Below are 24210 nucleotides of genomic sequence, written 5' to 3' on the forward strand. Positions count from 1 at the left end.
ATGACCGGCAAGACCGGCAGTGTGGCGAGTATCCCAAAATATCCGTGACGGCGCAAGCCCTGCGCCGTGTTTCGGGGGATTTTTCATGCGCGCTCGGAGTCCGTCTGTGTCAGCGCAGCAGCACGGCGCGCCAGGAGCGGGGAGGCAGCGTCATGCGCTTTTCGGGCACGGCGCTGCCGGAGAGAAGATCGCGGCGCTCCGAGGCCTGCGTCCAGCGGGAAAAGCGCGGGGAAAACGTGGCGCTTTGACGGGAAACGTTGCCGAAAAACGCCAGCGCTCCGCCGCCCGGCAGCGCGGACACGAGAGTGAGCACGCCCGGCTCTTCGCAGTCGGGCGCGTCGAGAAATTCGCCCGATGCGATGCCGCACGAGGCTCTTGCCGAGAGCATGGCGCGGAGGAGATCGTCCATGGCGCATCCGGGCGCGCGGCGGTAGAGCGGATAGCCCGAAGGCAGGCCCCGGCGGCTGGACGGCGAGCCGTTCGGCTGCCAGAGCGGCGGCGTGCCGGGCCAGTCGTCGCCTTCGGGCAGACTGCCGTCGAGATCCGTGCCGGAAAGCATGAAGAGGCCGGGCAGAAAGGCGCGCGCGGCAAGAAGAAGCGCGTGGGCGTCGCGCACGGCGGGGGCTTCCTCGGCGTTCGGCCTGGCTCCGGGCGCAAGTCCGCAGGCCGCGGCCGCCAGGGTCGGCGCGTTGATTCGGAAAGAGGCGTCCGGGGAGGGCGTGAGCAGTGAGGCCCAGCCCTCGGGCATGAGGGCGGCAAGGCGGGCGTTGCCCGGCCTCGGCAGCCCTTCCGGCGCCATGCGCCAGAGTCTGCGCTGATCCACGCCCGCGGCTCTGGCCCTGCACAGGCTTTCGCGCGCGTATCGCGCCTCGCCCGTCAGCAGCGACTGTTCCAGCGCGGGAAAAAGCACGCTGTCGAAAAAGAAGTCCGCGCCGCTTTCGGCAAGCGGAACAAGAAGAGGAGTCGGAAGCGCATCCCGCACCAGCACCGAAGCTCCGTAGCGGTGAGCGTTGCGCGTAAGATCGCGCAGCGCCGAAAGTCCGGGCTCAAGGCCCGCCCCTGCCGAACCGTGCCCGGTGACGTCGTTCGGCCCGTCCAGCCCCAGCCACGCGTCCACGCTCACCCCGATCAGCGCTTCGTGACGCAGGCCTATCTGATCGATGAGCCCGGCTTCCATGACGCGCCGGGCCGCGCCGGACGGATCGTCCCAGTGCAGCACCGGCCTGTCGAAGCGGCCGTGCCAGCGGTAGGCCCAGCGCCGTTTGACTCCGTCCACGCCGTCCACCGGCCCCGTGACCGCCCAGCCGCGCGGCGGCTCGGAAACGGCGTCCTGCTCCAGCGCGGAAGGCAGCTCCCCCTGCGCGGCGAGCGCGGCGGCTGCGCTCGCGGAAAGCGGAGCTGTTTCCTCCTTTTCTAAAGAAGGAAGAAGAGGCCAGAGCCGCGGAGAAATTTCGGTCATGGCGTACAGCCCGGGATAGTCCCGCACCCCGCGCAACGACAGAAAGAAATCCGGCCCCGCGCCGGTGTCGGCAGGCAGAAGCGTGCCGCCGGAAAGAAGTCCCTTGCCGGCGAGCGCCGCCTTCCAGCGGGAAAAGCTTTCTTCCGTGCCCGCCAGGCGTCCCAGTGAAAGACCGACGCCGTCCGTGCCGAGCCCGGCGGCAGGAGAGCGCCCGGCCCATTCGTCGCCGGTGTCGGCAAGATCGGCCAGCAGAACGCCCTGCACGCCGAGTCCGGCAAGGCGCGCTTCCGCATGTTCCCCGACAAGCGCTTCCGTGAGTGAATCGCTGCCCGACCAGGCCGTGAGCGCGGGCGAGGCGAAAAACCATGTTCGCGCATCTTCAGGCAGAAGAGACGCCCGCGAGCCGCGCCGCCAGTTCAGCGACGAGCCGCTCACCACGGACGTGACGGAAACGGCCCGACGCAGACAGGCCTGCTCCTCCAGCCACTGAATGTACGCGGGCCCGGGCCTTCCGGGAAGCTCGGGAGCCTCCCTCCCGGAAGGGGCACAGCCGGAAAAAAGCGCAGCCGCCAGCGCGACCGCAAGCGCAAAAACGGAGAACGTTTTCATGACAAAGGAAGATGATCCGAATTTTATCAGGAATTATTCTTAATAATGCTTGCCTTTCTTCCGATGAAAGGATACAAGCAGCCCGTGAAGCGCCGGTGTATTTCAAGCGCCCGGCAAAGCGCCGTGCTGCGGAGCCGGAGCATACGGCGCCCGAACATGCAAACGACGTCCTAAGAAAGGAGTTTACCATGGAAGAACAGGTTCTCAAAGCCATGAAGGAAGCGGGAAAGCCCGTCCGTCCCGGCGACATCGCCAAGGTGCTCGGCGTGGATTCCAAGGAAGTGTCCAAGGCCTGCGCCGAACTGAAGAAGGCGGGCAAGATCTATTCTCCCAAGCGTTGTTACTACGAACCCGTGGCGGAATAACGCCGCGTGTGACGCACAAAACCGGCTTCGGCCGGTTTTTTGTATTCAGCGGCCATTTCCTGTTTCGCCGATGCGGGCGGCGGCGCGCGAAGCGCAGAGGAGCGATTGTCTTTTCTCTGTAACGCCTGGGCAAAAGGGCGGGCGCGTCTTTTGCTTTTTGCGTCGTTTCCTTTCTTTTTCCGATGTTTTTTTCCGCGTTGCTTCATTGCGGCAACGTCATTCTTGTAAGAAATATGCGCTTTTTTTCTCGACACCGGTCAACGCGTCAATTCCTTGTTCTTTCAGTTGACTTAACAGGCAAAATCCCTTTAGAAAAATTCTTTGGCGCTGTTAACCGTCGTTGTTGACGGCCGTCTCCGAGCTGAAAAGGAGTATTGTCATGTTGAAAAAATGGAGTATCGGCGCGGCTGCGCTCGCTCTTGGCTGTCTGCTTTCTCTTTCCGGCCCTGCGCTGGCCGCCGACGCCGGAGCCGGGCAACCGATGCGTCTGTCCTTCCTCGGCGGGTATCTGGAAAGCCATCCCACCGTCAAGGAAGTGTTCGAGCCCTTCATGAACGCTGCGGAAAAAAAGTTCGCCGGCAAGATTGATTTTTCCTACTTCACCACCAACTCGCTGTATTCCGAGAGCGAGGCCTATTCCGCCATTTCCGACGGTCGTGCGGATTTCGGGCAGGTTCGTCCCGCGCTCTTTCCCCGGGAAATGAAGCTGCTCGGCGTGGTGGCCCTGCCCGGCATGTGCCCCAACTCTCTGGTGGGCAGCCTTGTGGCGGAAGACCTCATCCGCAAGTTCCCCGAAGTGCGCGCCGAACTTCCCCGCAATACGGTGCATTTCACGGCGTGGGCGTCCGATTCGTATCAGATTCATTCCGTCATGCCCATCCGCACCCGCGAGGATCTGAAGGGCAAAAAGATTGCCGTATGGGACAATCCCACGCTGAAAATCGTGGAGGCGCTCGGTGCGCACGGCGTGCGCATGAGCTCCACCGACACCTTCCTTGCGCTCTCCCGCGGCATGGTGGACGGCGTGCTCTGTCCCACGGCTCCGCTGCGTTCCTACAAGCTCACGAACGACGCGAAGTATCATCTCATTCTCGGACTCGGCGTGAACACCTTTGTTGAGGAGATCAACAAGAAGAGCTGGGACGCCATGCCCGCCGACATGCGCAAGTGGATGGCCGATCAGGGCGGCATGAAGATGGCCGAAGCCATCGGTCGTTCGCTGGAAAAGGGAGCCATGGCCGACGTGGACTGGATGAAGTCGCAGGGACACGTGTTCACCGTGCTGAACGACGAGGAACGCAGTGAATTCCTCGCGCCGCTGGATGCGCTGATCAAAAGCTGGAAGGAAAAGGTCTGCACGGAAGTGAATCCGCAGCTGGTGGACAAGGTGTACAAGTACGCCCGTGAACGCAGCAGGTATTACGCGCAGCAGGTGCATGCCGGAAAGTACGGCAACTACGGACTCTGATGTTTTCGCCGGTTTACCGGCGTGTTGAACAGGAAAAGACGGTGTTTCGGCATCGTCTTTTTTTTGTCCTCTGCTTCCGGGAGGGCGCTGATGAAGAGGGGGCGTCTGCGCGCAGAACTGCCGCGCTTCGGCACTGCCGCCGGAGGAGCGCAGGGCGGTCGGCAATGCCGCAAATCTGATGGGGGGGGGCGGAAAAGAAGGGGAGGCGAGTCCCGATGCACGTTTTTCTCCCGCGGAGGAAGAGGGGGCGCGTTCTGCTTCTTCGGGCAGGGGGAGTTGCCGGGGGGCGGAGTGCTGAGCTCAGGTTCGGTAGGGCGGTGTTCTTTTCGCGGGCAAAGCGTGATGTTTTGTCGGAAATCGGCGACGTGCCGGACAGAGGCCCGGGATCGCGGGCGGTCCGGCGTCCGTTGCCGATTTAGGACGCACGCACCTGTTTTGCCTTTGGAAAATCGCTCGGCCTTTTGCTCGCAAGGGCGGCGAACAGGCAACACTCGTGCCGGACAATCCTGTGGCAGGCATGAAGGACAGAAAAAAGAAAAAAAGAAAAAGATGAATAAAATTGCATGGCTGACCGCATGGCAAAATTTTCACCATTGACTTAATAATAATATTTAATTTATTAGCACTCTAATGAATGAAAGAGGTTCGGACTCTTTCGCGCATGATGGTTCGGCTGTGGAAAGACAGGTGAGAAGAATGAAGAGTTTCAGCAGGTTGAAGAAGGTTGCCTTGTCGGCTGCCCCTCTTGCCGCGAAACATTCGTCTGCACTTTTTGATGCGGCGGAGTCTCTTGAAGGGGATGCGCATTTTTCGTTTTGGGCCGGAGCCGTCGCCGGTCGCTCCACAGCGGCCTTCGGCAGAACGTCCGCCCCGAGGGGCGCAGACGGCGAGTCTTTCGACAAACGCCTGCCTGCCGCCGCGCCCGCCGCGCTCATCGCTCCGACCTCTGCCTGTTTCCGGGCCGCTGCCGCGTCTTCGCTGTCTGTTGCCGGCCTTTTCGACGAAAAGGCCGACGCCGCAGGCCCGGCAAAAGACGCCGCGGCCTTTGCGCCCGTCAGACGCCCGGGATGTTGCTCGCAGCCTGCGCTCCGGCGTCCGCTGCGGACCGCCGCAGCCTTGAGGCACGCGAGATGCGCGTATCTTCGCGGCTTTGACCCCGCGTGGTCCGATGTGGTATCTGTAACGAGCATGGACATGGAGCCGGGGCCGCGCTCCGCCGGGGCGTTTTCGCCTCTGCCGACGCGCTCCGTCGTTTTCCGCCGCGCCCTTGAGTCTCTTTTCGGCAGGCTCCATGTTTTGTCCGTTCCCGGCGCCTGTTTTCCGGACGTCGGCCTCCGATCGCCTGTCAGGCGCACGGGTCTCGAAGTCCGGCAACGTTTTCGACTGTTCCCGGAGCTCTGCATCCGGAAACCTACCCTCAACTCTTAAGGAGTGTTATCATGGGTCATCCTACAATTTATCCTACCGGCGTCACGCTTTACAATCCTGAAAAGGCGTACAACGGCTATACCGTCATGCCCGTCAAGGGACAGGGCGCCATGCTCATCGACATGAACGGCCAGGAAATCAAGCTCTGGAAGGGCGTTCACGGCTTCCCGAACAAAATTTTCCCCGGCGGCTATCTGCTCGGCAGCCGCGGCATCCGCAATCCCAAGTACGGCCTTCAGGATCAGGTGGACCTCATCCAGGTGGACTGGGACGGCAATGTGGTCTGGGAGTTCAATCAGGCCGAATTCATTGAGGATCCGGGCGAAAAGCCCCAGTGGATGGCCCGTCAGCATCACGACTTCCAGCGCGAAGGCAGCACCACCGGCTACTACGCTCCCGGTCATGAACCCCAGTCGCTTTCCGGCAACACCCTCGTGCTCTGCCACCGCGACGCTCACTGCGAATACATCTCCGACAAGCCCCTGCTCGACGACGTCGTCTATGAAGTGAACTGGGACGGCGAAATCATCTGGGAATGGCAGGCCTCCGACCACGTTGAGGAAATGGGCTTCTCCGAAGCCGCCCGCAACGCCATGGCCCGCAACCCCAACTATCGCGGCGGCTCCCTCATCGACAGCGCGCCCGGCCTCGGCGACTGGATGCACATCAACTCCATGTCCACCCTCGGACCCAACAAGTGGTATGATGCCGGCGATGAACGCTTCCATCCCGACAACATCATCATGGACGGCCGCGAAACCAACATCATCTTCATCATCAGCAAGGAAACCGGCAAGATCGTGTGGAAGGTCGGCCCCGACTACAGCATCGGTCATCCCGAACATTCCCTTGGCTGGATCATCGGTCAGCATCACGCGCACATGATCCCCGACGGTCTTCCCGGTGCGGGCAACATCCTTGTGTTCGACAACGGCGGCTGGGCCGGTTACGACAATCCCAACCCCGGCGCGCCCATCGGCGTGAAGGCCGCTCAGCGCGACTATACCCGTATTCTGGAATTCGATCCCACCACGCTCAAGATCGTGTGGCAGTACACGCCTCATGAAGCCGGCTTCGTGGTTCCGCTGGACGCCAGCCGCTTCTACAGCCCCTTCATCAGCTCCGCGCAGCGTCTGCCCAACGGCAACACCCTCATCACCGAAGGTTCCGACGGCCGCCTCATCGAAGTGACCGCCGACCATGAAATCGTGTGGGAGTTCATCAACCCCTACCATGACGGCCGCAACATGAACATGGTGTATCGCGCCTACCGTGTGCCCTACGAATGGGTTCCGCAGGCCGAGCACACTCCCGAAGTGGCCATCGAGCGCATTAACTGCGCCACCTTCCGCATGCCCGGCGCCGCTCCCTTCGGCAGCCGCACCAGCGAAGTGGAAGTGGAAGGCACCCTCGGCTACGTGGCCAACGCCGGCGACTGCATTGCCGCTACCGAATAACTGATCGTGCGGGAACTTCCCGCATAACAACGCGAAACGCGTCCGGACTCTTCCGGGCGCGTTTCGTCGTTTAATAGGTCGGATGGCGGGGAGCCGGGCGGAAGGCCGGAGCGGCAGACCTCCGGCCTTGCGGAACGCGACCGGCGTTCCCGCCGGAGGATCCGCCGCGCCGCCGTCAGCGCTGCGTCGCCTTCTGCCGCAGATTCTGGGCCACGGAGAGGGTGTAGTTGCGGCCGGTGGCCGTGAGCATGGTTTCGCCGAGGGCGTCGAGGGCGTCGGCCTTGAGTTCGAGAATCTGCGCGTCGTCCGGCCGCAGGGTCAGCAGGTGATCGGCAAGGCGCGCGGCCCAGGCGGGATCGTTGTTCCGCAGAGCGGCGCGGGCGTTTTTCAGAAGCGCCTCTTCTCCGCCCGCAAGGGCCGCCATGCGCGCGGCTTCGTCGCGGGTGGTGAAGTTCGTGTACAGATGCAGGGGATTGCCGTCGAACCAGCCCACATACTGACCGAAGATCTGACGTACCGCCCAGGCGACGTTTCCGTAGTATTCTCCAAGATAGTCGAGTCCGGCCAGATGCTCGGGAAGCCTGATTTCAGCGGCGAGCTCATCCGGCGTTTTGCCCGCGTTCATGCCTTCAATGGTTTTGTCGAAGACGTGCCGGACGGCGTCGCGGTAGTTGGTGATGACGGTGCGCACTTCGTTGCGGCCGATGAAGGGATCGGTGTGGCCGGGCACCAGCGCGTCGGCGTCAAGCGCAAGCATGCGGTTCAGACTGTCGATCCAGGCCGGCACGTCGCGGTTGCCCACGCCCCGCACGGGGTAGAGATTGGGGAAGGAGCGGTAGAGATTGTCGCCGCAGAAGAGCACCTTTTCTGCCGGAAACCACACGCTGAGCGCGTCGTCGGTTTCGCCGGGCGTGGCGAAAAGCGAGAGCTCGAGGCCTCCCGCGGAAAGAACAGTGCTGTCGCCGCTGAAAAAGTGATCGGGCGGCACGGCCCCGGTTCTGCCGCTGAATGCGGCCCCGCCGGCGGAGGGGTAGCGTACGGGAGCGATGCCGTTGCAGATGCGTTTTTCCGGCGGCAGTCGGAATCCGCCCTGAAGCGCGCCCCGGGCCTTGAACAGCGGCATGAGTCCGGCATGCTCGAAGGGCACGGTTTCCGCGCCGAAATTGCTCCGGGTCCAGATTTCGGGCTTTGCGCCTTCCGAGCAGAAGACGGAGGAGCCGCCGGTGTGGTCGCCGTGGCCGTGCGTGTAGATGACGGCTTTTATGGGGTATTTGTCCGCCGGGGCGATTTCCCGGAATTTTTTCAGCGTGGCGGCCGCGCATTCGGTGCTCTGACCGGTGTCGATGATGACGATGCCGTTTTTGCCGACAATCATGCCCACGTTGGAAACGTCTTCAGCCACGCTGAGCCAGGCGTGTTCGCTGAGTTGCACAAGGTGGGGAACGAGTTCGGCACGTCTTTTTTCCAGAGCGAGAGAGGCGGGACTTTTGATCACGATGTGCTCCGCAGAGTTGAAATTTTTGTTTTGATATCGAACTAAAAAATTGATAGTACGATATCGAACTTTAGTCAAGCGGAAAGGGCGGACAAGGCGTATTTTTGCGCAACGGCGGCAATAGTGAAGGGAAAACGGTTTCGGCGCAAAAAAGGCCCGGAGCCGCAAGGGCTTCGGGCCTTCGGGAAATGAAGGACGCTGTGGCTTCAGATCTGCGTGACGATGGGCACCACGATGGGGTCGCGCCCCAGCACGTCGCGGAAGAAGCGGCGCAGGCTTGAGCGGATGCGGTCGGAAAGGCGGGGAATGTCGTTGGGATTGGTGGATTCGAGCTGATCGAGCACCAGGCATTTGGCGTCTTCCAGCAGGTGGCTGTATTGCTGCTCGAACACGAATCCGCGGGAGATCATTTCCGGGCCGTGCAAGACTTCGCCGGTTTCCTCGGCAATGACGAGCACCACTGCCACGAGGCCTTCGCCGCCGAGAATGCGGCGTTCCTTGAGCACCATGCGGCCCACGTCGCCCACGCCCTTGCCGTCCACCATGACGGATTCCACGGACACGGGATCTTCCATGCGTATGCCGTCTTCAAGAAAAGTGACGGGCTGTCCGTCTTCAATGATCTTGATGTGGTCGTGCGCCACGCCGCACTCTTCGGCAAGGCGCGCGTGCAGGGCGAGGTGGCGGTATTCGCCGTGGACGGGAATGAAGTATTCCGGTTTCACGGCCTCGATGATTTCCCGGAGTTCGGCCTGACAGGCGTGACCGGTGGCGTGAACGGTGCGGCCGGGGTGGTGATACACTTCGGCGCCGAGGCGGTAGATCTGGTTGAGCACCTTGGAAATGGCGCGGGCGTTGCCGGGAATCACACGGGACGACATGATGACGGTGTCGCCTTCGTGCAGCGAGAGCTGACGATGTTCGCCTCGTGCGATGCGGGCCAGCGCGGAGAGGGCTTCGCCCTGCGTGCCCGTGGCGAGCACGACGGTCTGTCCGGGATCGAGATCCGGGAATCCGGCGGCTTCGCTGTAGAGGTTGTCCGGCTGTTCGAGGAGGCCGAGTTCCACGGCCTTTTCGATGTTGGTGGAGAGGCTGCGGCCGCTCACGAGCACGGAGCGGCGGTATTTTCTGGCCAGTTCCAGCACGGTGCGGATGCGGCGGATGTGGCTGGAGAAGAGCGCAATGATGATGCGGCCCTTCACTTCGGAAAAAATGGCGTCGAGGTCGTCGTGCACCTGCCGTTCGGGCAGGGAGTGGCCGGGATTTTCCACGTTGGTGGAGTCGGCCAGCAGCAGGCGTATGCCCTTGTGTTCGCCTTCTTCGGCAAAGCGGGCGAATTCGGTCACCGGGTCGCAGGCTTCTTCACTGTCCAGCGGGGCGGAGTCGAGTTTGATGTCGCCGGTGTGGAGAATTTTACCCACAGGCGTTTCCACGGCCAGAGCGTAGCACTGGGGAATGGAATGGCAGACCGGAATGAAGTGGAAGGTGAGGCTGCCCAGCGTGACCGAGCTGTGCGCGGGCATGGGCATGAGTTCCACGCGGTCGAGCAGGCCGTGTTCCTCAAGCTTATGTTCCACAAGGGCGATGGTGAAGGGCGAGCCGTAGATGCGTATGCCGCGCAGGCTCTTGTATTGAAGCAGCAGCCAGGGCAGCGCGCCAATGTGGTCTTCGTGGCCGTGGGTGAGCACGATACCCAGCACCTTTTCGCCCTCGGCAAACACGGATTCCAGCCGGGGAATGACCACGTCCACGCCGAGCAGCGCGTCGTCGGGAAACATCAGGCCGCAGTCGATCAGCACAACGCCCTGGTCGGTCTGCCATTTCTGGCAGTTCATGCCGATTTCGCCGAGACCTCCCAGCGGGGTTATGGTGAGATACGATTCAGACATGTAGGAAGGTCCTTTGATTCTTTGGGATACGTTTCATCCTATCCCAGACCGTGGCCTAGCACAAGCTCTTGTGCCGGAGCGGCGGATATGTATAATGCGCCAGACAAAACCCGGAGAACTCCCGTGACTTTTCTTACCGTTTTAGCCATAGCTCTCGCGCTGGCCATGGACGCCTTTGCCGTTTCGGTGTCCGCCTCAGCCACGCTTCCCGTGGTGACCTGGAGACATTATTTCCGCCTGTCGTTTCATTTCGGTCTGTTTCAGTTTCTCATGCCGGTCGTCGGCTGGGCGCTCGGCGTGTCGGTGCGCAGCTACATCGAGGCGTGGGATCACTGGATAGCCTTCGGTCTGCTGGCGCTTGTCGGAGTCAACATGCTGCGCGAAGCCTGGTCCGGGGAAGAGGAGGAATCTTCTTCCGGCGATCCATCGCGCGGGTGGCAGCTCGTCATGCTGGCCGTGGCCACCAGCATAGACGCCATGGCCGTGGGACTTTCCTTCGCCATGATAGGCGTTTCGGTGTGGGGGCCCGCGATCGTCATAGGACTCGTGTGCGCGGCCGTGACCGCGGCGGGCGTGAAGCTGGGGCGGCTGCTCGGCGGCTCGAATCTTCTGGGCAGCAAGGTTTCCGTGCTCGGCGGACTGGTGCTTATCGGCATAGGCGTGAAAATTCTTTATGAACACGGGGTGTTGTAGAAAACTTTAATCGGCGCGGAAGGCCCTTCGCCCTTGACCGGGAGCCTAATAGGATACATATAAAGAAAAACACTTGCGGAGGCCCTCCATGATTTCCCCTGTTCGCACAGAACTGACAGTGACGGATAACGTGCCCTTCGGACAGCCGGTGTCCGGCCCGTCGGGAGTGTATCGTTTCTACGCTCTTACCCTGGAACGTCCGGCGTGGAAAAGCTGGCGTCCCGGCCAGTTCATCATGCTGCGGCCCGTTCAGGACAGCGAGGGAACGACATGGGCCCGTCCGCTGTCCATCTGCCGGGTGACCTCGCAGAGCCTTGTGCTGTTTTTCCGCGTGGTCGGCACGGGAACCGATCGTCTTTCGCGCCTGAAAAGCGGCGACAGAGTTGTGGTGTGGGGGCCTCTCGGCACCAGTTTCGACATGCGTCCCGACACGCCCACGCTTCTGCTTGCCCGCGGCGTGGGCATTGCGCCCTTTGCCGGCTATGCCGACGTGCATCCGGCTCCGGCGAGTCTTTTCATGCTGTTCGGCCACGGTCTGCCGAGCAACAACTATCCCACCGACGCCATGGCCGCGCGCATGGAAATGGAAAACATGCGCGACCGCACGCCCGAGGAGCTGGAACAGTTCCACAGGGTGGTGCGCGCCAAGATGCTGGAATACAAGGAACACGGCGGCATCTGCCTGGCCTGCGGCCCCATGCCCTTTTTGAAGCGCGTGTGGGAGAGGGCGCTTGAGCTCGATCTGCCCACGCAGCTCTCTCTTGAAGAGCGCATGGCCTGCGGCACGGGCGCGTGCCTCGGCTGCACCACCATCACCTCGAAGCACTGGCCCGATCCCGTGCGGGCCGGACTGCCCGTGCAGACCTGCACCAGCGGTCCCGTGTTCTGGGCCTCGGACATCGATCTTCATGCCGTTCAGCCGGACGAAAGGAGCCTGTAATGGATTTTCGCGTTTCTCTTGTTGACGGCCTGCTCGAACTGAAGAATCCCGTGCTGAGCGCTGCCGGCACCTTCGGCAGCGGCCTGGAATATCGCCCTTACGGCGACATCACCCAGCTTGGCGGCATCATTGCCAACGGCCTGACGCTGCGCCCCTGCGCAGGCGCGCCCATGCCCCGCGTGGCGGAAACGCCCGGCGGCATGCTGAGCGCCGTGGGCACGCAGAACGACGGCGCGGAACATTTCGTGCGCATGGTGCTGCCGGAACTGCCCTGGCAGGAGGTGCCGATCATTCCCAACCTCAACGCCTCCAACGTGGACGAATTTTCCGAGCTGGCCGCCGTGTTCGCGGAAGAGCGCGGCGTGGCCGCCCTGGAAGTGAATCTTTCCTGCCGCAACGATCATCGCAGCGGGCAGCCCTTCTGTCAGAATCCCGTGACGGCCGCGCGCGCCGTGAACGCGGTGAAGCGTTCCGCGGGCGGCAAGCCCGTCATTGCCAAGCTCTCCCCGCAGATCATGGACATCGTGGAAGTGGCCAAGGCCGTGGAAGCCGCCGGAGCAGACATCATTTCCTGCATCGGCATGGTGCAGGGCATGGCTGTGAACGTGGTGACGCGCCGTCCCATGCTCGGCAGCGTCGTCGGCGGATTGTCGGGCCCGGCCATCAAGCCGCTCGCGTTGCGCTGCGTGTGGGAGATTTCGCGCGTGGTGGAGGTTCCCATCATCGGCGTGGGCGGCGTGCGCTCGGCCCGCGACGTGCTGGAATTCCTTCTTGCCGGCGCGCGCGCCGTGGCCGTGGGCACGGCCAACTTCAGCGATCCCGGCACCATTTTCCGCATCATCCGCGAGCTGCCCGCCCTGTGCGAGGAACTCGGCATCGACGATCTTGAGGCGTTTCGCGGTTCGCTGAAGGCCTGAGCCTGTGAGCTTCTCCTCAAAAATCTGAGCGTTTGACCGAAATTTCGGAAAAAGCCGCCGGAGCAGAACTTCGGCGGCTTTTTTGCGTTTTTTCCGGCATGAGGGAGCGCGGCGGGCCGGAAGGCTTGTCGAGCGGACGGGGAGGCGCTTGAGCGGGGAACGTCTGCGAGCCGCCGAGACTCCCGTCGCAGAAACAGGGAAAGGAAGGCAGTCTGCCGAAAGTGGCGATGCCTTTGCCTGCGGTCTGAAGAGGGCTGTTGACCTCTGCCCGCAGACTCGGCGGCAGTTCCGCCGGAGGAAAGCCGGATCTTCCGTCGGGGCGGAGGCGGCGTTCTCCTTCTGCGGCGCACGGCACGATCTTCCGCCGGGCTTCGTTCGGCGGAAGGCAAAAGAAAAGGGGGCGGCGGCCCCCTTATGCGTTATTCTTCGATTCTGTTCTTGCCGAGCAGGCAGGTCACTTCGTAGGGAATGGTTCCCCACCAGTCGGCGAGTTCCTGAGCGCTCACGGCATTGCCCGGTCCGCCGAGAACGTACACGGCGTCGCCGGGCGCGGGCGTTTCGGCAAGGTCTGTGAGATCCACGCAGGTCATCTGCATGGCGACTCTGCCGATGACGGGCACGCGCACGCCGTTGATGCACATGCAGGTTCCGGGCGCGGGGTTGCGACGGTAGCCGTCGGCGTAGCCTATGGCCACCCATCCGACAAGACGTTCCGAGTCCGCCGTGAAGGTGCGGCCGTAGCCCACGCTTTCCTCCTTGTGCAGCGGATGCACGCTGATGAGCGGCGCAGCAACTTCCATCACGGGCAGGAGCGGCCCGCACGCGCCTTCGTGTGCGGTGCCGAACATGGGATCGTAGCCGTACAGGGCAATGCCGGGACGGCAGATGTCGTCCTTGCGGGTGAAGCCTTCCACAAGTCCGGCAGTGTTGCCGAGCGAGCAGCGCATGTCGGGAAACTTCCGATGCATGATGTCGGCCGCTCGGTAGAACACGTCGCACTGGAGCTTCGTGTATTCCTCTTCCGCGGGATCGTCGGCCACGGCAAAGTGCGAAACCTGCACGATGGGCGAAAGTCTGGGCTCGGCGGCAATGGCGTCGGCCACGTCCTCCATCTCTTCCAGCCGGAAGCCGAGCCGCCCCATGCCGGTTTCCGCCTTCACGGCGATGCCGAGCGGCGCGTTGATGTCGCGCACGGCCCGCGCGACGGCTTCAAGTCCTTCCCAGTTGTGAATGAGGGGGGAGAGACGCTTTTCACAGGCAAGACACACGTCCTCCTTTTCGGGAGCGCGGCTGAGCAGCGCCACGATGTTGCCGGAAAATCCGGCGTTCCTCACTTCCGCGGCTTCCTGAATCGTGCCTGCGGCCGCCCAGCCTATGCCCATGTCTTCCAGCACGGCCGCCGCCTTCCGAACGCCGTGCCCGTAAGCGTCCGCCTTGATGACGGGCATGAGATCATGCCCTCTTTTCAGCAGTTCTTCGATGTTGCGGCGGAAATGTTCCCAGTTGATGCGTACATGGCATGAAGGCTCAATCATGATGGTTCGATCCTTGGAGGCGTTCGGCGTTAAGCCCCTGACAGGGGCTTTTTTTCGCTCAAGTTGTATGCTATGGAAAATCAGCTTCCAGCTGAAAAGCCGCCCGGTACGTCCGGCGGTTGTCTTTTCTCCTGTTCCGTTTCTGCCTCTACCGCCTCTTTCTCTGTCTTGCAACCCGGAATGTGCCGTGTTTTTTCCTTCCGTTTCCTTTTCATCGTTGTGTCGCATGCTTATGACCGTGCTTACGGCGCTGGCGTGTCTTTCCTCGTCCGCTTTTGCCGCTTCCCCGGGCACAGGTCAGCGTTCGCTGAGCACCCGCGGCGACTCGCCCTGGACGCTTAATGCCGACAACCTCGTCAGCCTTGACGACGGCGTGATTGTCGAGGCGTCCGGCAACGTGCTGCTCCAGCGTGGCGAAGACTACATGAAGGCCGATTTCGCCCGCTACTACACCACGACCAACTGGATCTTCGTCAAGGGAAAGGTGGAAGCCCGCATGGGACGCGACATGCTGAACGCCTCGGAGGCCGAATTCGACCTCACCTCGCGTACGGGCTGGCTCAAGGACGGCTCCATCTTCATTGCCGGACCGCACATGTACGTGACCGGCGAAAAGGTGGACAAGCTCTTCGGCGACCGCTACAGCTTCAAGAACGCCAAGGTCACGGCCTGTGACGGCGATCGTCCCGCCTGGTCGCTGTCTGCGGATCAGGCCGACGTGGAAATCGACGGCTACGCCAAGCTCACGCATTCCACGCTGAACATTCTCGATGTGCCCCTTGTCGGTTCGCCCTATCTGGTGCTGCCCGCCAAGACCACCCGGCAGTCCGGTCTGCTCATGCCTGATTTCGGCTACAGCAGTCTGAACGGAACCTTCTTTTCCCAGCCCTATTTTCAGGTCATCGACGAGAGCCGCGACCTGACCTTCTATGGTTCCTACATGAGCAAGGCGGGCTTCATGCCCGGCATTGAATACCGCGCCCACACCCGCGATCAGGACAAGACATGGCTGGCCTTTGACGTGCTCTACGACAAGCACACCTTCCGTTCGGACGCCTCCGACCCCGTCAACGACACCGACAGACTCATCAACACCAACGAGGAACGCTACTGGCTGCGCGGCATGGGCGACGGCTTTCTGGGCGACTCCGGCTGGCGCTACCGCTACAACCTCGACTATGTTTCCGATCAGAACTTTCTGCGCCAGTTCCGCGACATGCGCACCGGCTTCAACCGTTCCCGCGACGCCCTCTACGACATGTTCGGCCGCGACCTTCAGGAAGTGGACAAGAACCGCGTGAGCGAAGGCTTCATCTATCGCGACTGGGACCGTTTCATGGTGTCTGCGGGCTTCCGCTATGAGGAAGATCCTTCCTTCGGACACGGCAACCGCCCCCACAGCGAAGACACTACGGTGCAGCGCATTCCCGTCAACGCCTATCTCTTCAAAGGCGGTCTCATTCCCGGTCTGCCGTTTGAACTGCAGGGCGAGGTTTCCAGCACTTACGAATATCGCGCCAAGGGCGTGCGCGGTCTGCGCACGGAAATTCATCCCGAGCTCAGTTTGCCCGTGAATCTGCCCGGCGCGTCCATGATCGTGTCCGGCGGCGTGCGCCAGACCTACTACAACAGCAACCATGTGCCCTTCGACGATTCCCAGCGCTGGACGCGCGGCGGCGGCACCAAGGACCGCTTCATTCCCGATGTGAGCGCCACAACCTTCACGCAGCTCTCCCGTGTGTGGGACATGCCGGAAAATCATCTGGAAGCCGTGGCCGAAAACGTGGGCAAGACCAGCTGGACCGGCATCCGGCACAGACTGCAGCCTCGCGTGAGCTATGAATGGACGCCTGACAGGGATCAGTCCGACAATCCCATTTTCGAGGATACCGACCGTCTCAAGCCCTCGCAGCGCGTGCGTCTTTCCCTGACCAACATCCTTACGGCCAAACGTGAGACCGTTTCTGGAGCCAGGGGGAGCTACAAGACCACGGAAAACTATTTCGATCCCGTGCGCTGGGAAGTCGCCACCGGCTACGACATCGACGAAGCCAATCGAAACAACTTCCGCAATCTGTATTCCCGCAAGCCCGTCATGGACACCTATTCCTACCTGGAATTCAGTCCGCTGAACTGGCTGAGCCTGTGGAACCGGATTTATGTTTCCATGTACGGCGACGGCATCACCCGCAGCGACACCGGCTTTACGCTCTCCAACGCCCGCTGGGGGTCGTGGAGCATGTCGTACAGCACGCGCAGCGAGTTCTACAACTATCTTGATGAAATGAAGCGCGACAACCTGGCCGACATTCGCTTCACGCCGAGGCAGCGCCTGCTCACCAACGCTTTCACGTTCCGGCCCACCAGCAAGATCTCGATGTACTACCTCACGCAGGACAACATCGAAACCGGCAAGAACTATGAGCGCCGCTTCGTGATCGGCTACTATCATCAGTGCTTCCACATTCTGGGCGCCGTGTACAGCAAGGCGCAGGACAATTCCTACCGGCTCATTCTCGAATTGCCGGGCCTGAGCTTCTGAGGTCTTCATGGTAGTGCAGCTGTCCTGCGGGGCGATTCTGGGGGTGGACGCCTTCCGGGTCGATCTTGAGGTGGACTACGGCAGGCAGGGCATGCCCTCGTTCGTCATGGTGGGACTGGCCGAGGGCGCGGTGCGTGAATCGCGCGAGCGCGTGCTCAAGGCGCTTCAGAATTCCTCGTTCCGCATTCCGCCGGGGCGTATCACCGTGAATCTGGCCCCGGCCGACCGGCGCAAGGAAGGCTCGGCCTACGATCTGCCTCTGGCGCTCGGACTTCTGGCGGCTGCGGGCATACTTCCCGCCGAATGTCTGCGGGGCTGGTTCTTTGCGGCCGAGCTTTCGCTGGACGGCAGGCTCAAGCCCGTGCCCGGCGTGCTTGCGCTGGCCATGCTGGCCCGTTCGGAAGGAGCCAAGGGCTTCATGGTGGCGCCGGACAACGCACAGGAAGCCGCCATGGCCGAGGGGCTCGACGTGTTTGCGCCGAGAACGCTGGCGGAGGCGGCGGCCTTTCTGGCGGGCAGGGCGGAACTCTCTCCCGTGGAGCCCGCGCCGTCCGGCGACGAGGATGACGATTTCTTCGATCTGGCCGACGTGAAGGGGCAGGAAAAGGCCAAGCGGGCCATGGAAGTGGCGGCGGCCGGCGCGCACAATCTGCTGTTCATCGGGCCTCCGGGCAGCGGCAAGACCATGCTTGCGCGGCGTATGCCGGGCATACTTCCGCCGCTCGATCGGGAAGAGGCTCTGGAAGTGACCAAAATCTACAGTGTGGCCCGCATGCTGGACGGGCGCGGACTGGTGACGAAGCGTCCTTTCCGCACGCCGCATCACAGCGACTCCAGCGTGTCCATCATCGGCGGCGGCGTGCCGCCGCATCCCGGCGAAGTGAGCCTTGCCCACAGGGGCGTGCTTTTTCTGGACGAACTGCCCGAGTTTCAGCGTCAGGCGCTGGAGGTGCTGCGCCAGCCGCTGGAGCAGGGGAGAGTGTTCATTTCCCGCGCCACCTACGCGGTCTCCTATCCTGCCGACTTCATGCTGCTTGCGGCCATGAATCCCTGTCCGTGCGGCTACAGTACCGATCCGCGTCATGAATGCACCTGTTCCGCGCAGGCCGTGGCCCGCTATCGCGCCAGGCTTTCCGGCCCGCTTCTGGATCGCATCGATCTGCACGTGGAGGTGCCCGCCGTGTCCTATGAGGACATTCGTTCGACGCACTCCGGGCCGTCGTCGGCCGAGGTGCGCGAGAGAGTCGTGCGCGCAAGGGAGATTCAGCGCGAACGCTACCGGGGCACGAACTGCCGCACCAACGCCGATCTTTCCGGCCGCATGCTCGACGAGTACTGCCGTCTCGGCCGGGAGGAACATGAGTTTCTGGGCAATGCCGTGAACGCGCTGGCGCTCTCGGCCCGGGCGTACACCCGCATTCTTCGCGTGGCGAGAACCATCGCCGATCTTGAAGGCGCGGCGGAACTTTCGCTCACGCACATCGCGGAAGCCATCAGCTGCCGCGTGCTTGACAGGGGACAGCCATGAGCATTTCTCTGCGGCGCTGCGCCGCGCTTGCGGCGGCGGGATCGCTGGCCGTATTTCTGGGCACTCCCAATCCGGCGGTGCATCTGCCGTTTGTCATGCTGGCGTATCCGGCGGCGCTGCTTCTGGCATCCCGCACGGAAGCGCCGTTCCGCACGGGCTGGGCGGCGGGCATTCCCGGCGCGGCGGCGGCCCTCTACTGGATTGCCGTGGCCGCGCACAAGTACGGATATTTTCCCTGGCTTCTGGCCGCGCCCTGTTCCATCCTGCTCGGCATGTACGTGGCGCTCTGGGGCGGCGTGTTTTCGTGGATCATGGCCAGAGTGCGCAATGTTTCTCCGTGGCGGCGCGCCGCGATTGCGGGATGCGTGTGGTATCTTCTGGAGTGGACGCGGGGCTGGTTCGGCACCGGGTTTTCCTGGCTCACGCTCTCTTCGGGACTGGCCGCCTGGCCTGAGCTCGTGCAGCCTTTGAGCGTGCTCGGCGAGTACGGCTATTCCGGATTTCTGGCCGCAGCGGCCTGCCTGGCCTGCGAGGGGCTGACAAGACTTTTCGGCGGAGCCGCGTCCCGCAAGGCGGGGCTCGTTCTTGCGGGCAGCGCCGCGCTCATGCTGACGGCGGCGGCCTCCTTCGGCTCGTGGCGTCTTGCCGTCATGCCCGGGCGTCTTGCCGCCGAGGGCGTGCCCGTGTCGTTTACGCTGGTGCAGGGCAGCGTGCGGCAGGACGTCAAATGGTCGCCCGAGTATCAGAGGCAGACCCTGGAACATTACATGCGCCTCACGCTGGACGGCGTCAGGGCGAACGTCGGCGCGCTCTCCGGCGCGAAAGAGGCCAGGCCGCAGGCCGCGGAACTTGCGCCGTTCATGGGGCGCTTTGCGCCTGAAGGCGACGCCACGCTGGCTCCAGCACTGCCCGACGTGCTGCTCTGGCCGGAAACGGCCATGCCCTTCGCCTATCCTTCCGGGCCTCTTTCGGGCGAGCTGCGCGGCTTTGTGCGGGAAATGGGCCTTCCGCTGCTCTTCGGCGCGCCCGGCGTGGAGCGCTCGCCGGAAGGAAAGACGCTGCTCTACAACCGGGCCTATCTGCTGACTCCGGCAGGCGACGGCGGCCACTACGACAAGGAGCATCTGGTTCCCTTCGGCGAATATCTGCCGCCCGTGCTCGACTGGAAGATTTTCGAAAGCCTGCTGCAGGGGCTCGGCGGCTTCGAGCCCGGCACGCAGGAGCCGCTCTTTGCCGTGCCCCTTTCGAACAGGAAGACCGTGAACATGGGCATGCTCATTTGTTACGAGGCCATTTTCCCGGAACTGGCCCGCGAACGCGCGGCCGAGGGCGCGGAACTGCTTCTCAACATCAGCAACGACGCTTGGTACGACTACACCTCTGCGCCCATGCAGCATCTTCAGCTTTCGCTCATGCGCGCCGTGGAGCAGGGGCGCTATGTGGTGCGCGCCACCAACAGCGGCATCACGGCCGTGCTCGACCCTCTGGGCGGCATGCACGCCCTGGGCTCGGAAAAGGATCACTACGCCCTGTTCAAGCCCGGCAGCCTTACTGCAACGGCGCTTGCCTTGCAGGGGCATACGCCTTACTTTTATCTGCATCCGTGGCTGCCCGCCGCGGGCTTCGTCATGCTTGCGCTGCTTTGTCTGCCGCTGGTCAGGCAATGGCGCAGGCGCTCCGTTTGATCTGAGACACTCCGCATCCCTGCGGAAATACCGTAAAAAAGGATATCGTCATGATTCAGTTGGCCGAACTTCGTTCCCGCTGCCATACTCTTTCCGAACAGTTCACTTCCCTCTGGGGGCGTCTTTGACCTGCCCACGCGGGAGGCGCGCCTCAAAGAAATAGAGGAAATCATTTCCAGCCCCGACGCGTGGTCTGATCAGGAAAAGCTCACGCCGGTGCTGCGGGAAAAGAGTCGTCTTGAAGCCGAAGTCGCCCGTTTTCGGGAACTGAAGGCCAGCTACGACGAAATGGAAGAATGGCTCGGCTTTGTTTCCGAGGGCGAGGAAGACGCGCTGGAAACGCTGAGCGAACAGGCCGACATTCTGGAAAAGCTGCTGACGGAAACGGAAATGACCGTGCTGCTCAGCGGCGAATCCGATCACATGGACGCCCTTCTGGACATCCATCCCGGCGCGGGCGGCACCGAGGCCCAGGACTGGGCGGAAATGCTGGAACGCATGTATCTGCGCTGGGCCGAATCGCATCACATCAAGGCCGAAATCGTGGACTTTCTGCCCGGCGAAGAAGCGGGCATCAAGGCCGTGACCATCCGCCTGCAGGGCGAGAACGCCTACGGACTGCTCAAGGGCGAGAAGGGCATTCACCGGCTCATCCGCATTTCGCCCTTCGACGCCTCCGGCCGTCGGCACACGTCGTTCGCCTCGGTGGATCTCATTCCCGACGCGGGCGAGATATCGAACATCGAGATCAAGGAAAGCGATCTGCGCATCGACGTGTATCGGGCGTCCGGCGCGGGCGGCCAGCACGTCAACAAGACGGAATCGGCCGTGCGCATCACGCACATTCCCACGGGCATCGTGGCGCAGTGCCAGAACGAGCGCTCGCAGCAGAGCAACCGCGAAAGCGCCATGCGCGTACTCAAGGCGCGTCTGTACGCGCTGGAACAGAGCAAGCGCGACGCCGCCCGTCAGGCCGACTACGCCGGCAAGGACGCCATTGCCTTCGGCAGTCAGATACGCACCTACACGCTTCAGCCCTACCGGCTGGTCAAGGACCATCGCACCGGTTCGGAATGCGGCGATGTGGACGCCGTGCTCAACGGACGCATCGATTCCTTCCTGCGGGACTATCTTCTCTGGCAGCATGAGCACAGTCGGGGATAGAGGCCGTTTTTCCTTGCAAGGCAACGGATTTAGGGTTATAGAGGACTTACTTGACACGTTGTGAGCTTTCAGGGGGAATACCCCCGTCGATAATCCTTCTCCCTGCCTGCGAGTCCATGGCAGGCCATACCGTATGACGGAGATGTCATGAACAAGAGTGAACTGATCAAGAATCTTGCCGAACAGTCCAATGTGTCGCTGGATGAAGCCACCCTTGTGGTCAACACTTTTGTCGATTGCATGAAAGAGGCGCTTCTTGCAGGCGATCGCGTGGAAATCCGCGGTTTCGGCAGTTTCAAGGTTAAAGAGTACGGCTCCTATGCCGGCCGCAATCCCCGCACCGGCGACAGAGTGGAAGTGAGCCCCAAGCGTCTTCCGTTCTTCCGCGCGGGCAAGGAACTCAAGGAATTCCTCAACGACTAGCGACATCTCCGGCAGGTTTCATGCACGGAAAAAGGCAGGTTCAGCGAACCTGCCTTTTTTATGCCCGCAGGGGAAGACAGCCCGCCGCTTGCGGCGAATAGGCTTTTTTTCTTGAGATTGCGGGAGTTGTCGCGTAACTTCTCCCCCGGAAGAAGGACGGAATTTATGTCACTTATGCGTTTTGTATCGTGGAACGTGAACGGCTTTCGCGCCGTCAGCAGGAAGGCGGACTGGGAATGGTTTTCCAGAACGCAGGCCGACGTGGTGGGACTTCAGGAGACCAAGGCCTCTCCCGAACAGATTCCCGAAGATCAGCGCGAGCCGGAAGGCTGGCATTCCTGGTGGTCGGCGTCCACGGTGAAGAAGGGATATTCCGGCGTGGCGGTGTTCAGCCGCCGGCAGCCGCTCAACGTGGAGCACGAACTGCCCGATCCTGATTATCACGGGGAGGGGCGGGTGCTGCATCTGGAATTTCCCGAGCTGCATTTCTTCAACATCTACTTTCCCAACGGGGGCGAGGAGATATCGAAGGGCGTGTTTCGCCGGGTGCCGTACAAGATGGGATTCTTCAACGCCTTCCTGGACTACGCCGAAGAGCTCAGGCAGGAAAAGCCCATCGTGGTGTGCGGCGACTTCAACATTTCCCACCGGGAAATAGATCTGGCCCGTCCGAAGGAGAACGTGTGCAACACGGGCTTTCTTCCGGAAGAGCGCGCCTGGATGGACAATTTCGTGCAGGCCGGATACGTGGACACGTTCCGCCACGTACACGGCGACGAGACGGGAGCCTACAGCTGGTGGTCCTACAAGACCCGCGCGCGGGAGAGGAACATCGGGTGGCGGCTGGACTATTTCTTCGTGTCGTCCGAGCTTCGGAACAATATCCGCGACGCGTGGATAGAAAGCGACGTGTACGGTTCCGACCACTGCCCCGTGGGGCTGGCCCTGGAACTGTAGAAGAAAAGGCCGTCATGCGGCACTGAACGGGCAAGGTGAAAGCGGAAGGCAGGTAAATTCCGGCTCTTCGCGTGTGAGAAAAATAGGGAACGGGGCGCGGAGGCGTCGGGAAAGGTCCGGCGCGCCGGAGCCCTTTCTTGTGAGAGCGGCACGGACATGAAGAGAGGCGAAAGCAGAATCGGCACGGTGGCCACAAAAAAAGCCCCGATGAAATCGGGGCTGAAATATGGGGCGAATAACAGGGTTTGAACCTGCGACCCCCTGGGCCACAACCAGGTGCTCTGCCAACTGAGCTATATTCGCCGTGCAGAAAGAGTTATTATTCGATAGACGGGGAATAGTCAAGCATTTTTTTGTCATCCCTGGGAGGAAGAGTTTGGACAGTTTCATCATAGAGGGCGGTGCGCCGCTCAAGGGCGTCATTGAGGTCAGCGGCTCCAAGAATGCCGCGCTTCCCATCATCATGGCATCCATCGCCGTGGACGACGAAGTGACCTACACCAACGTCCCCGATCTGCGGGACATTCACACCACCATCAAGCTGCTCAACATTCTGGGACGCGAGGCCTCGCTGGAAAACGGCGTGGTCCGCGTGAAGAACGGCAAGCTCGGCATGGAGGCTCCGTACGATCTCGTGAAGACCATGCGTGCGTCCGTGCTCTGCCTGGGGCCGCTTCTGGCGAGGCTCGGCGAGGCCAAGGTGTCTCTGCCCGGCGGCTGCGCCATCGGCGCGCGTCCCGTGGATCAGCATCTCTCCGCGCTTGAGAAGATGGGCGCGGTGTTCGATCTGGAAAGCGGCTACATTCACGGCCGCTGCCCCGACGGACTTCAGGGAGCTCACATCCGTTTTGACTTCCCCACCGTGGGCGGCACGGAAAACGTGCTCATGGCCGCCTGCCTCGCCAGGGGCGAAACGGTGCTGGAAAACGTGGCGCGCGAGCCGGAAATCGTGGATCTTGCCAACTTTCTCATCCGCTGCGGCGCGCGCATCGAGGGGCACGGCAGCACCATGATCCGCGTGCAGGGAGTGGATCGGCTGCACGGCTGCACGTATGCCATCATGCCCGACCGCATTGAAGCGGGCACCTTTCTCATTGCCGCGGGCGTGACCGGCGGCGAGCTTCTGCTGAAGAACTGCCCCATCGGCGACATGGCCGCCGTGGTGGACAAGCTGCGCGCGGCGGGCATGGTCATTGAGGAAACGCCGGAAGGCGTGCTGGCCCGCGTGGGCGAAGGCGGACTTGCGGGCGTGGACGTGAGCACCCGGCCGCATCCGGGATTCCCCACGGACATGCAGGCGCAGTTCATGGTGCTTTTGTGCTGCGCGCAGGGCTCGGGCCTCGTGGAAGAGAACATTTTCGAGAACCGCTTCATGCACGTGCAGGAACTGGTGCGCATGGGCGCGGACATCCATGTGACGGGTTCTTCGGCGCTGGTGCGCGGCGGCCGCAGACTGACCGGCGCGCCGGTCATGGCCTCGGATCTTCGCGCGGGCGCGGCGCTGGTGCTGGCCGGTCTTGCGGCGGAAGGGGAAACCCGCGTGCAGCGCATCTATCACGTGGACAGAGGCTATGAGCATCTGGCGGACAAGCTTTCGGCCGTGGGAGCCGTCATCCGCCGGGTGAAGGATCCCGACTAGGCATTCCGTTTTTTTCG

General features: G+C 62.3%; 18 protein-coding genes and 1 tRNA gene. 13 read left to right on the top strand and 6 right to left on the bottom strand.

The window, feature by feature from the left end:
- Positions 1-109 precede the first annotated feature (109 nt).
- A complete protein-coding gene (locus ABGT79_RS09205; protein WP_346665931.1) occupies positions 110-2068 on the bottom strand; it encodes a hypothetical protein in 1959 nt (652 codons plus the stop codon).
- Positions 2069-2256: 188 nt separating this feature from the next.
- On the opposite strand from ABGT79_RS09205, the gene ABGT79_RS09210 reads away from it, so the two are divergent.
- Entirely contained in the window at positions 2257-2433 is a 177-nt protein-coding gene (locus tag ABGT79_RS09210; RefSeq protein WP_294487013.1) for a transcriptional regulator, read from the top strand.
- Here the strand turns inward: ABGT79_RS09210 and ABGT79_RS09215 are convergent.
- The gene (locus tag ABGT79_RS09215) at positions 2412-2687 is read right to left on the bottom strand and encodes a hypothetical protein (RefSeq protein WP_346665932.1); all 276 of its coding nucleotides are present in this window, start codon (positions 2685-2687) and stop codon (positions 2412-2414) included. The two genes, ABGT79_RS09210 and ABGT79_RS09215, sit on opposite strands and share 22 nt — an antisense overlap.
- A 125-nt stretch (positions 2688-2812) precedes the next feature.
- Between ABGT79_RS09215 and dctP the strand changes: the two genes are divergently transcribed.
- The gene (gene dctP / locus ABGT79_RS09220) at positions 2813-3901 is read left to right on the top strand and encodes a TRAP transporter substrate-binding protein DctP (protein ID WP_346665933.1); all 1089 of its coding nucleotides are present in this window, start codon (positions 2813-2815) and stop codon (positions 3899-3901) included.
- 1439 nt (positions 3902-5340) lie between these two features.
- A complete protein-coding gene (locus tag ABGT79_RS09225) occupies positions 5341-6786 on the top strand; it encodes an aryl-sulfate sulfotransferase (protein ID WP_294487019.1) in 1446 nt (481 codons plus the stop codon).
- 175 nt (positions 6787-6961) lie between these two features.
- Here ABGT79_RS09225 and ABGT79_RS09230 read toward each other — a convergent pair whose 3' ends face one another.
- Positions 6962-8281 (bottom strand): alkyl/aryl-sulfatase, encoded by a 1320-nt coding sequence (locus ABGT79_RS09230; protein ID WP_346665934.1) that lies wholly within the window; start codon positions 8279-8281, stop codon positions 6962-6964.
- 206 nt (positions 8282-8487) lie between these two features.
- Positions 8488-10170 carry a ribonuclease J gene (locus tag ABGT79_RS09235; RefSeq protein WP_346665935.1) on the bottom strand — a complete coding sequence of 561 codons (1683 nt, stop codon included), beginning with the start codon at positions 10168-10170 and terminating at the stop codon, positions 8488-8490.
- Between the two features lie 87 nt (positions 10171-10257).
- Between ABGT79_RS09235 and ABGT79_RS09240 the strand changes: the two genes are divergently transcribed.
- The 3 genes from ABGT79_RS09240 to ABGT79_RS09250 all read left to right on the top strand — a co-directional run bounded on the left by ABGT79_RS09240 (position 10258) and on the right by ABGT79_RS09250 (position 12720).
- Positions 10258-10863 (top strand): manganese efflux pump MntP family protein, encoded by a 606-nt coding sequence (locus ABGT79_RS09240; RefSeq protein ID WP_346665936.1) that lies wholly within the window; start codon positions 10258-10260, stop codon positions 10861-10863.
- Positions 10864-10951: 88 nt separating this feature from the next.
- Positions 10952-11803 (top strand): dihydroorotate dehydrogenase electron transfer subunit, encoded by an 852-nt coding sequence (locus ABGT79_RS09245; RefSeq protein ID WP_294487035.1) that lies wholly within the window; start codon positions 10952-10954, stop codon positions 11801-11803.
- Entirely contained in the window at positions 11803-12720 is a 918-nt protein-coding gene (locus tag ABGT79_RS09250; protein WP_346665937.1) for a dihydroorotate dehydrogenase, read from the top strand. Before ABGT79_RS09245 ends, ABGT79_RS09250 begins: the two co-directional genes overlap by 1 nt.
- Positions 12721-13139: 419 nt before the next feature.
- Here ABGT79_RS09250 and alr read toward each other — a convergent pair whose 3' ends face one another.
- Complete coding sequence (gene alr, locus ABGT79_RS09255; protein ID WP_346665938.1) at positions 13140-14255, bottom strand: alanine racemase; 1116 nt, start codon at positions 14253-14255, stop codon at positions 13140-13142.
- A 226-nt stretch (positions 14256-14481) separates the two neighbouring features.
- Between alr and lptD the strand changes: the two genes are divergently transcribed.
- The 6 genes from lptD to ABGT79_RS09285 all read left to right on the top strand — a co-directional run bounded on the left by lptD (position 14482) and on the right by ABGT79_RS09285 (position 22554).
- Entirely contained in the window at positions 14482-16797 is a 2316-nt protein-coding gene (gene lptD, locus ABGT79_RS09260) for an LPS assembly protein LptD (RefSeq protein ID WP_346665939.1), read from the top strand.
- A gap of 7 nt (positions 16798-16804) precedes the next feature.
- Positions 16805-18325, top strand: a complete 1521-nt coding sequence (locus ABGT79_RS09265; RefSeq protein WP_346665940.1) for a YifB family Mg chelatase-like AAA ATPase — start codon at positions 16805-16807, stop codon at positions 18323-18325.
- Complete coding sequence (lnt, locus tag ABGT79_RS09270) at positions 18322-20010, top strand: apolipoprotein N-acyltransferase (protein ID WP_346665941.1); 1689 nt, start codon at positions 18322-18324, stop codon at positions 20008-20010. The genes ABGT79_RS09265 and lnt overlap by 4 nt, the downstream gene beginning before the upstream one ends.
- Before the next feature lie 50 nt (positions 20011-20060).
- Positions 20061-21174, top strand: a protein-coding gene (gene prfB / locus ABGT79_RS09275; protein WP_346665942.1) for a peptide chain release factor 2 whose coding sequence is annotated in 2 segments (ribosomal slippage) — positions 20061-20135 and positions 20137-21174 — 1113 coding nt in all. Because the reading frame shifts where the segments join, the coding sequence is not laid out codon by codon here.
- 147 nt (positions 21175-21321) lie between these two features.
- Positions 21322-21597, top strand: a complete 276-nt coding sequence (locus tag ABGT79_RS09280) for an HU family DNA-binding protein (RefSeq protein ID WP_294447199.1) — start codon at positions 21322-21324, stop codon at positions 21595-21597.
- 165 nt (positions 21598-21762) lie between these two features.
- Positions 21763-22554: an exodeoxyribonuclease III gene (locus ABGT79_RS09285; RefSeq protein ID WP_346665943.1), complete on the top strand. Its 792-nt coding sequence runs from the start codon at positions 21763-21765 to the stop codon at positions 22552-22554.
- A gap of 227 nt (positions 22555-22781) precedes the next feature.
- On the opposite strand, the gene ABGT79_RS09290 is transcribed toward ABGT79_RS09285, so the two are convergent.
- Positions 22782-22857, bottom strand: a tRNA-His gene (locus ABGT79_RS09290).
- Positions 22858-22930: 73 nt separating this feature from the next.
- On the opposite strand from ABGT79_RS09290, the gene murA reads away from it, so the two are divergent.
- Positions 22931-24193 (top strand): UDP-N-acetylglucosamine 1-carboxyvinyltransferase, encoded by a 1263-nt coding sequence (gene murA, locus ABGT79_RS09295; RefSeq protein ID WP_346665944.1) that lies wholly within the window; start codon positions 22931-22933, stop codon positions 24191-24193.
- Positions 24194-24210: the final 17 nt, after the last annotated feature.

It is taken from the genome of uncultured Mailhella sp., assembly GCF_963931295.1.
Classification (GTDB): Bacteria; Desulfobacterota; Desulfovibrionia; order Desulfovibrionales; family Desulfovibrionaceae; genus Mailhella.

Excerpts from the sequence above, each read along its gene's own strand:
- ABGT79_RS09210 (WP_294487013.1), top strand. The coding sequence starts at position 2,257 with ATGGAAGAACAGGTTCTCAAAGCCATGAAGGAAGCGGGAAAGCCCGTC.
- ABGT79_RS09280 (WP_294447199.1), top strand. The coding sequence starts at position 21,322 with ATGAACAAGAGTGAACTGATCAAGAATCTTGCCGAACAGTCCAATGTG.
- lptD (WP_346665939.1), top strand. The coding sequence starts at position 14,482 with ATGCTTATGACCGTGCTTACGGCGCTGGCGTGTCTTTCCTCGTCCGCT.
- ABGT79_RS09225 (WP_294487019.1), top strand. The coding sequence starts at position 5,341 with ATGGGTCATCCTACAATTTATCCTACCGGCGTCACGCTTTACAATCCT.
- ABGT79_RS09245 (WP_294487035.1), top strand. The coding sequence starts at position 10,952 with ATGATTTCCCCTGTTCGCACAGAACTGACAGTGACGGATAACGTGCCC.
- dctP (WP_346665933.1), top strand. The coding sequence starts at position 2,813 with ATGTTGAAAAAATGGAGTATCGGCGCGGCTGCGCTCGCTCTTGGCTGT.
- ABGT79_RS09235 (WP_346665935.1), bottom strand. The coding sequence starts at position 10,170 with ATGTCTGAATCGTATCTCACCATAACCCCGCTGGGAGGTCTCGGCGAA.
- alr (WP_346665938.1), bottom strand. The coding sequence starts at position 14,255 with ATGATTGAGCCTTCATGCCATGTACGCATCAACTGGGAACATTTCCGC.
- ABGT79_RS09240 (WP_346665936.1), top strand. The coding sequence starts at position 10,258 with ATGTATAATGCGCCAGACAAAACCCGGAGAACTCCCGTGACTTTTCTT.
- lnt (WP_346665941.1), top strand. The coding sequence starts at position 18,322 with ATGAGCATTTCTCTGCGGCGCTGCGCCGCGCTTGCGGCGGCGGGATCG.
- ABGT79_RS09265 (WP_346665940.1), top strand. The coding sequence starts at position 16,805 with ATGGTAGTGCAGCTGTCCTGCGGGGCGATTCTGGGGGTGGACGCCTTC.
- ABGT79_RS09205 (WP_346665931.1), bottom strand. The coding sequence starts at position 2,068 with ATGAAAACGTTCTCCGTTTTTGCGCTTGCGGTCGCGCTGGCGGCTGCG.
- ABGT79_RS09285 (WP_346665943.1), top strand. The coding sequence starts at position 21,763 with ATGTCACTTATGCGTTTTGTATCGTGGAACGTGAACGGCTTTCGCGCC.
- ABGT79_RS09250 (WP_346665937.1), top strand. The coding sequence starts at position 11,803 with ATGGATTTTCGCGTTTCTCTTGTTGACGGCCTGCTCGAACTGAAGAAT.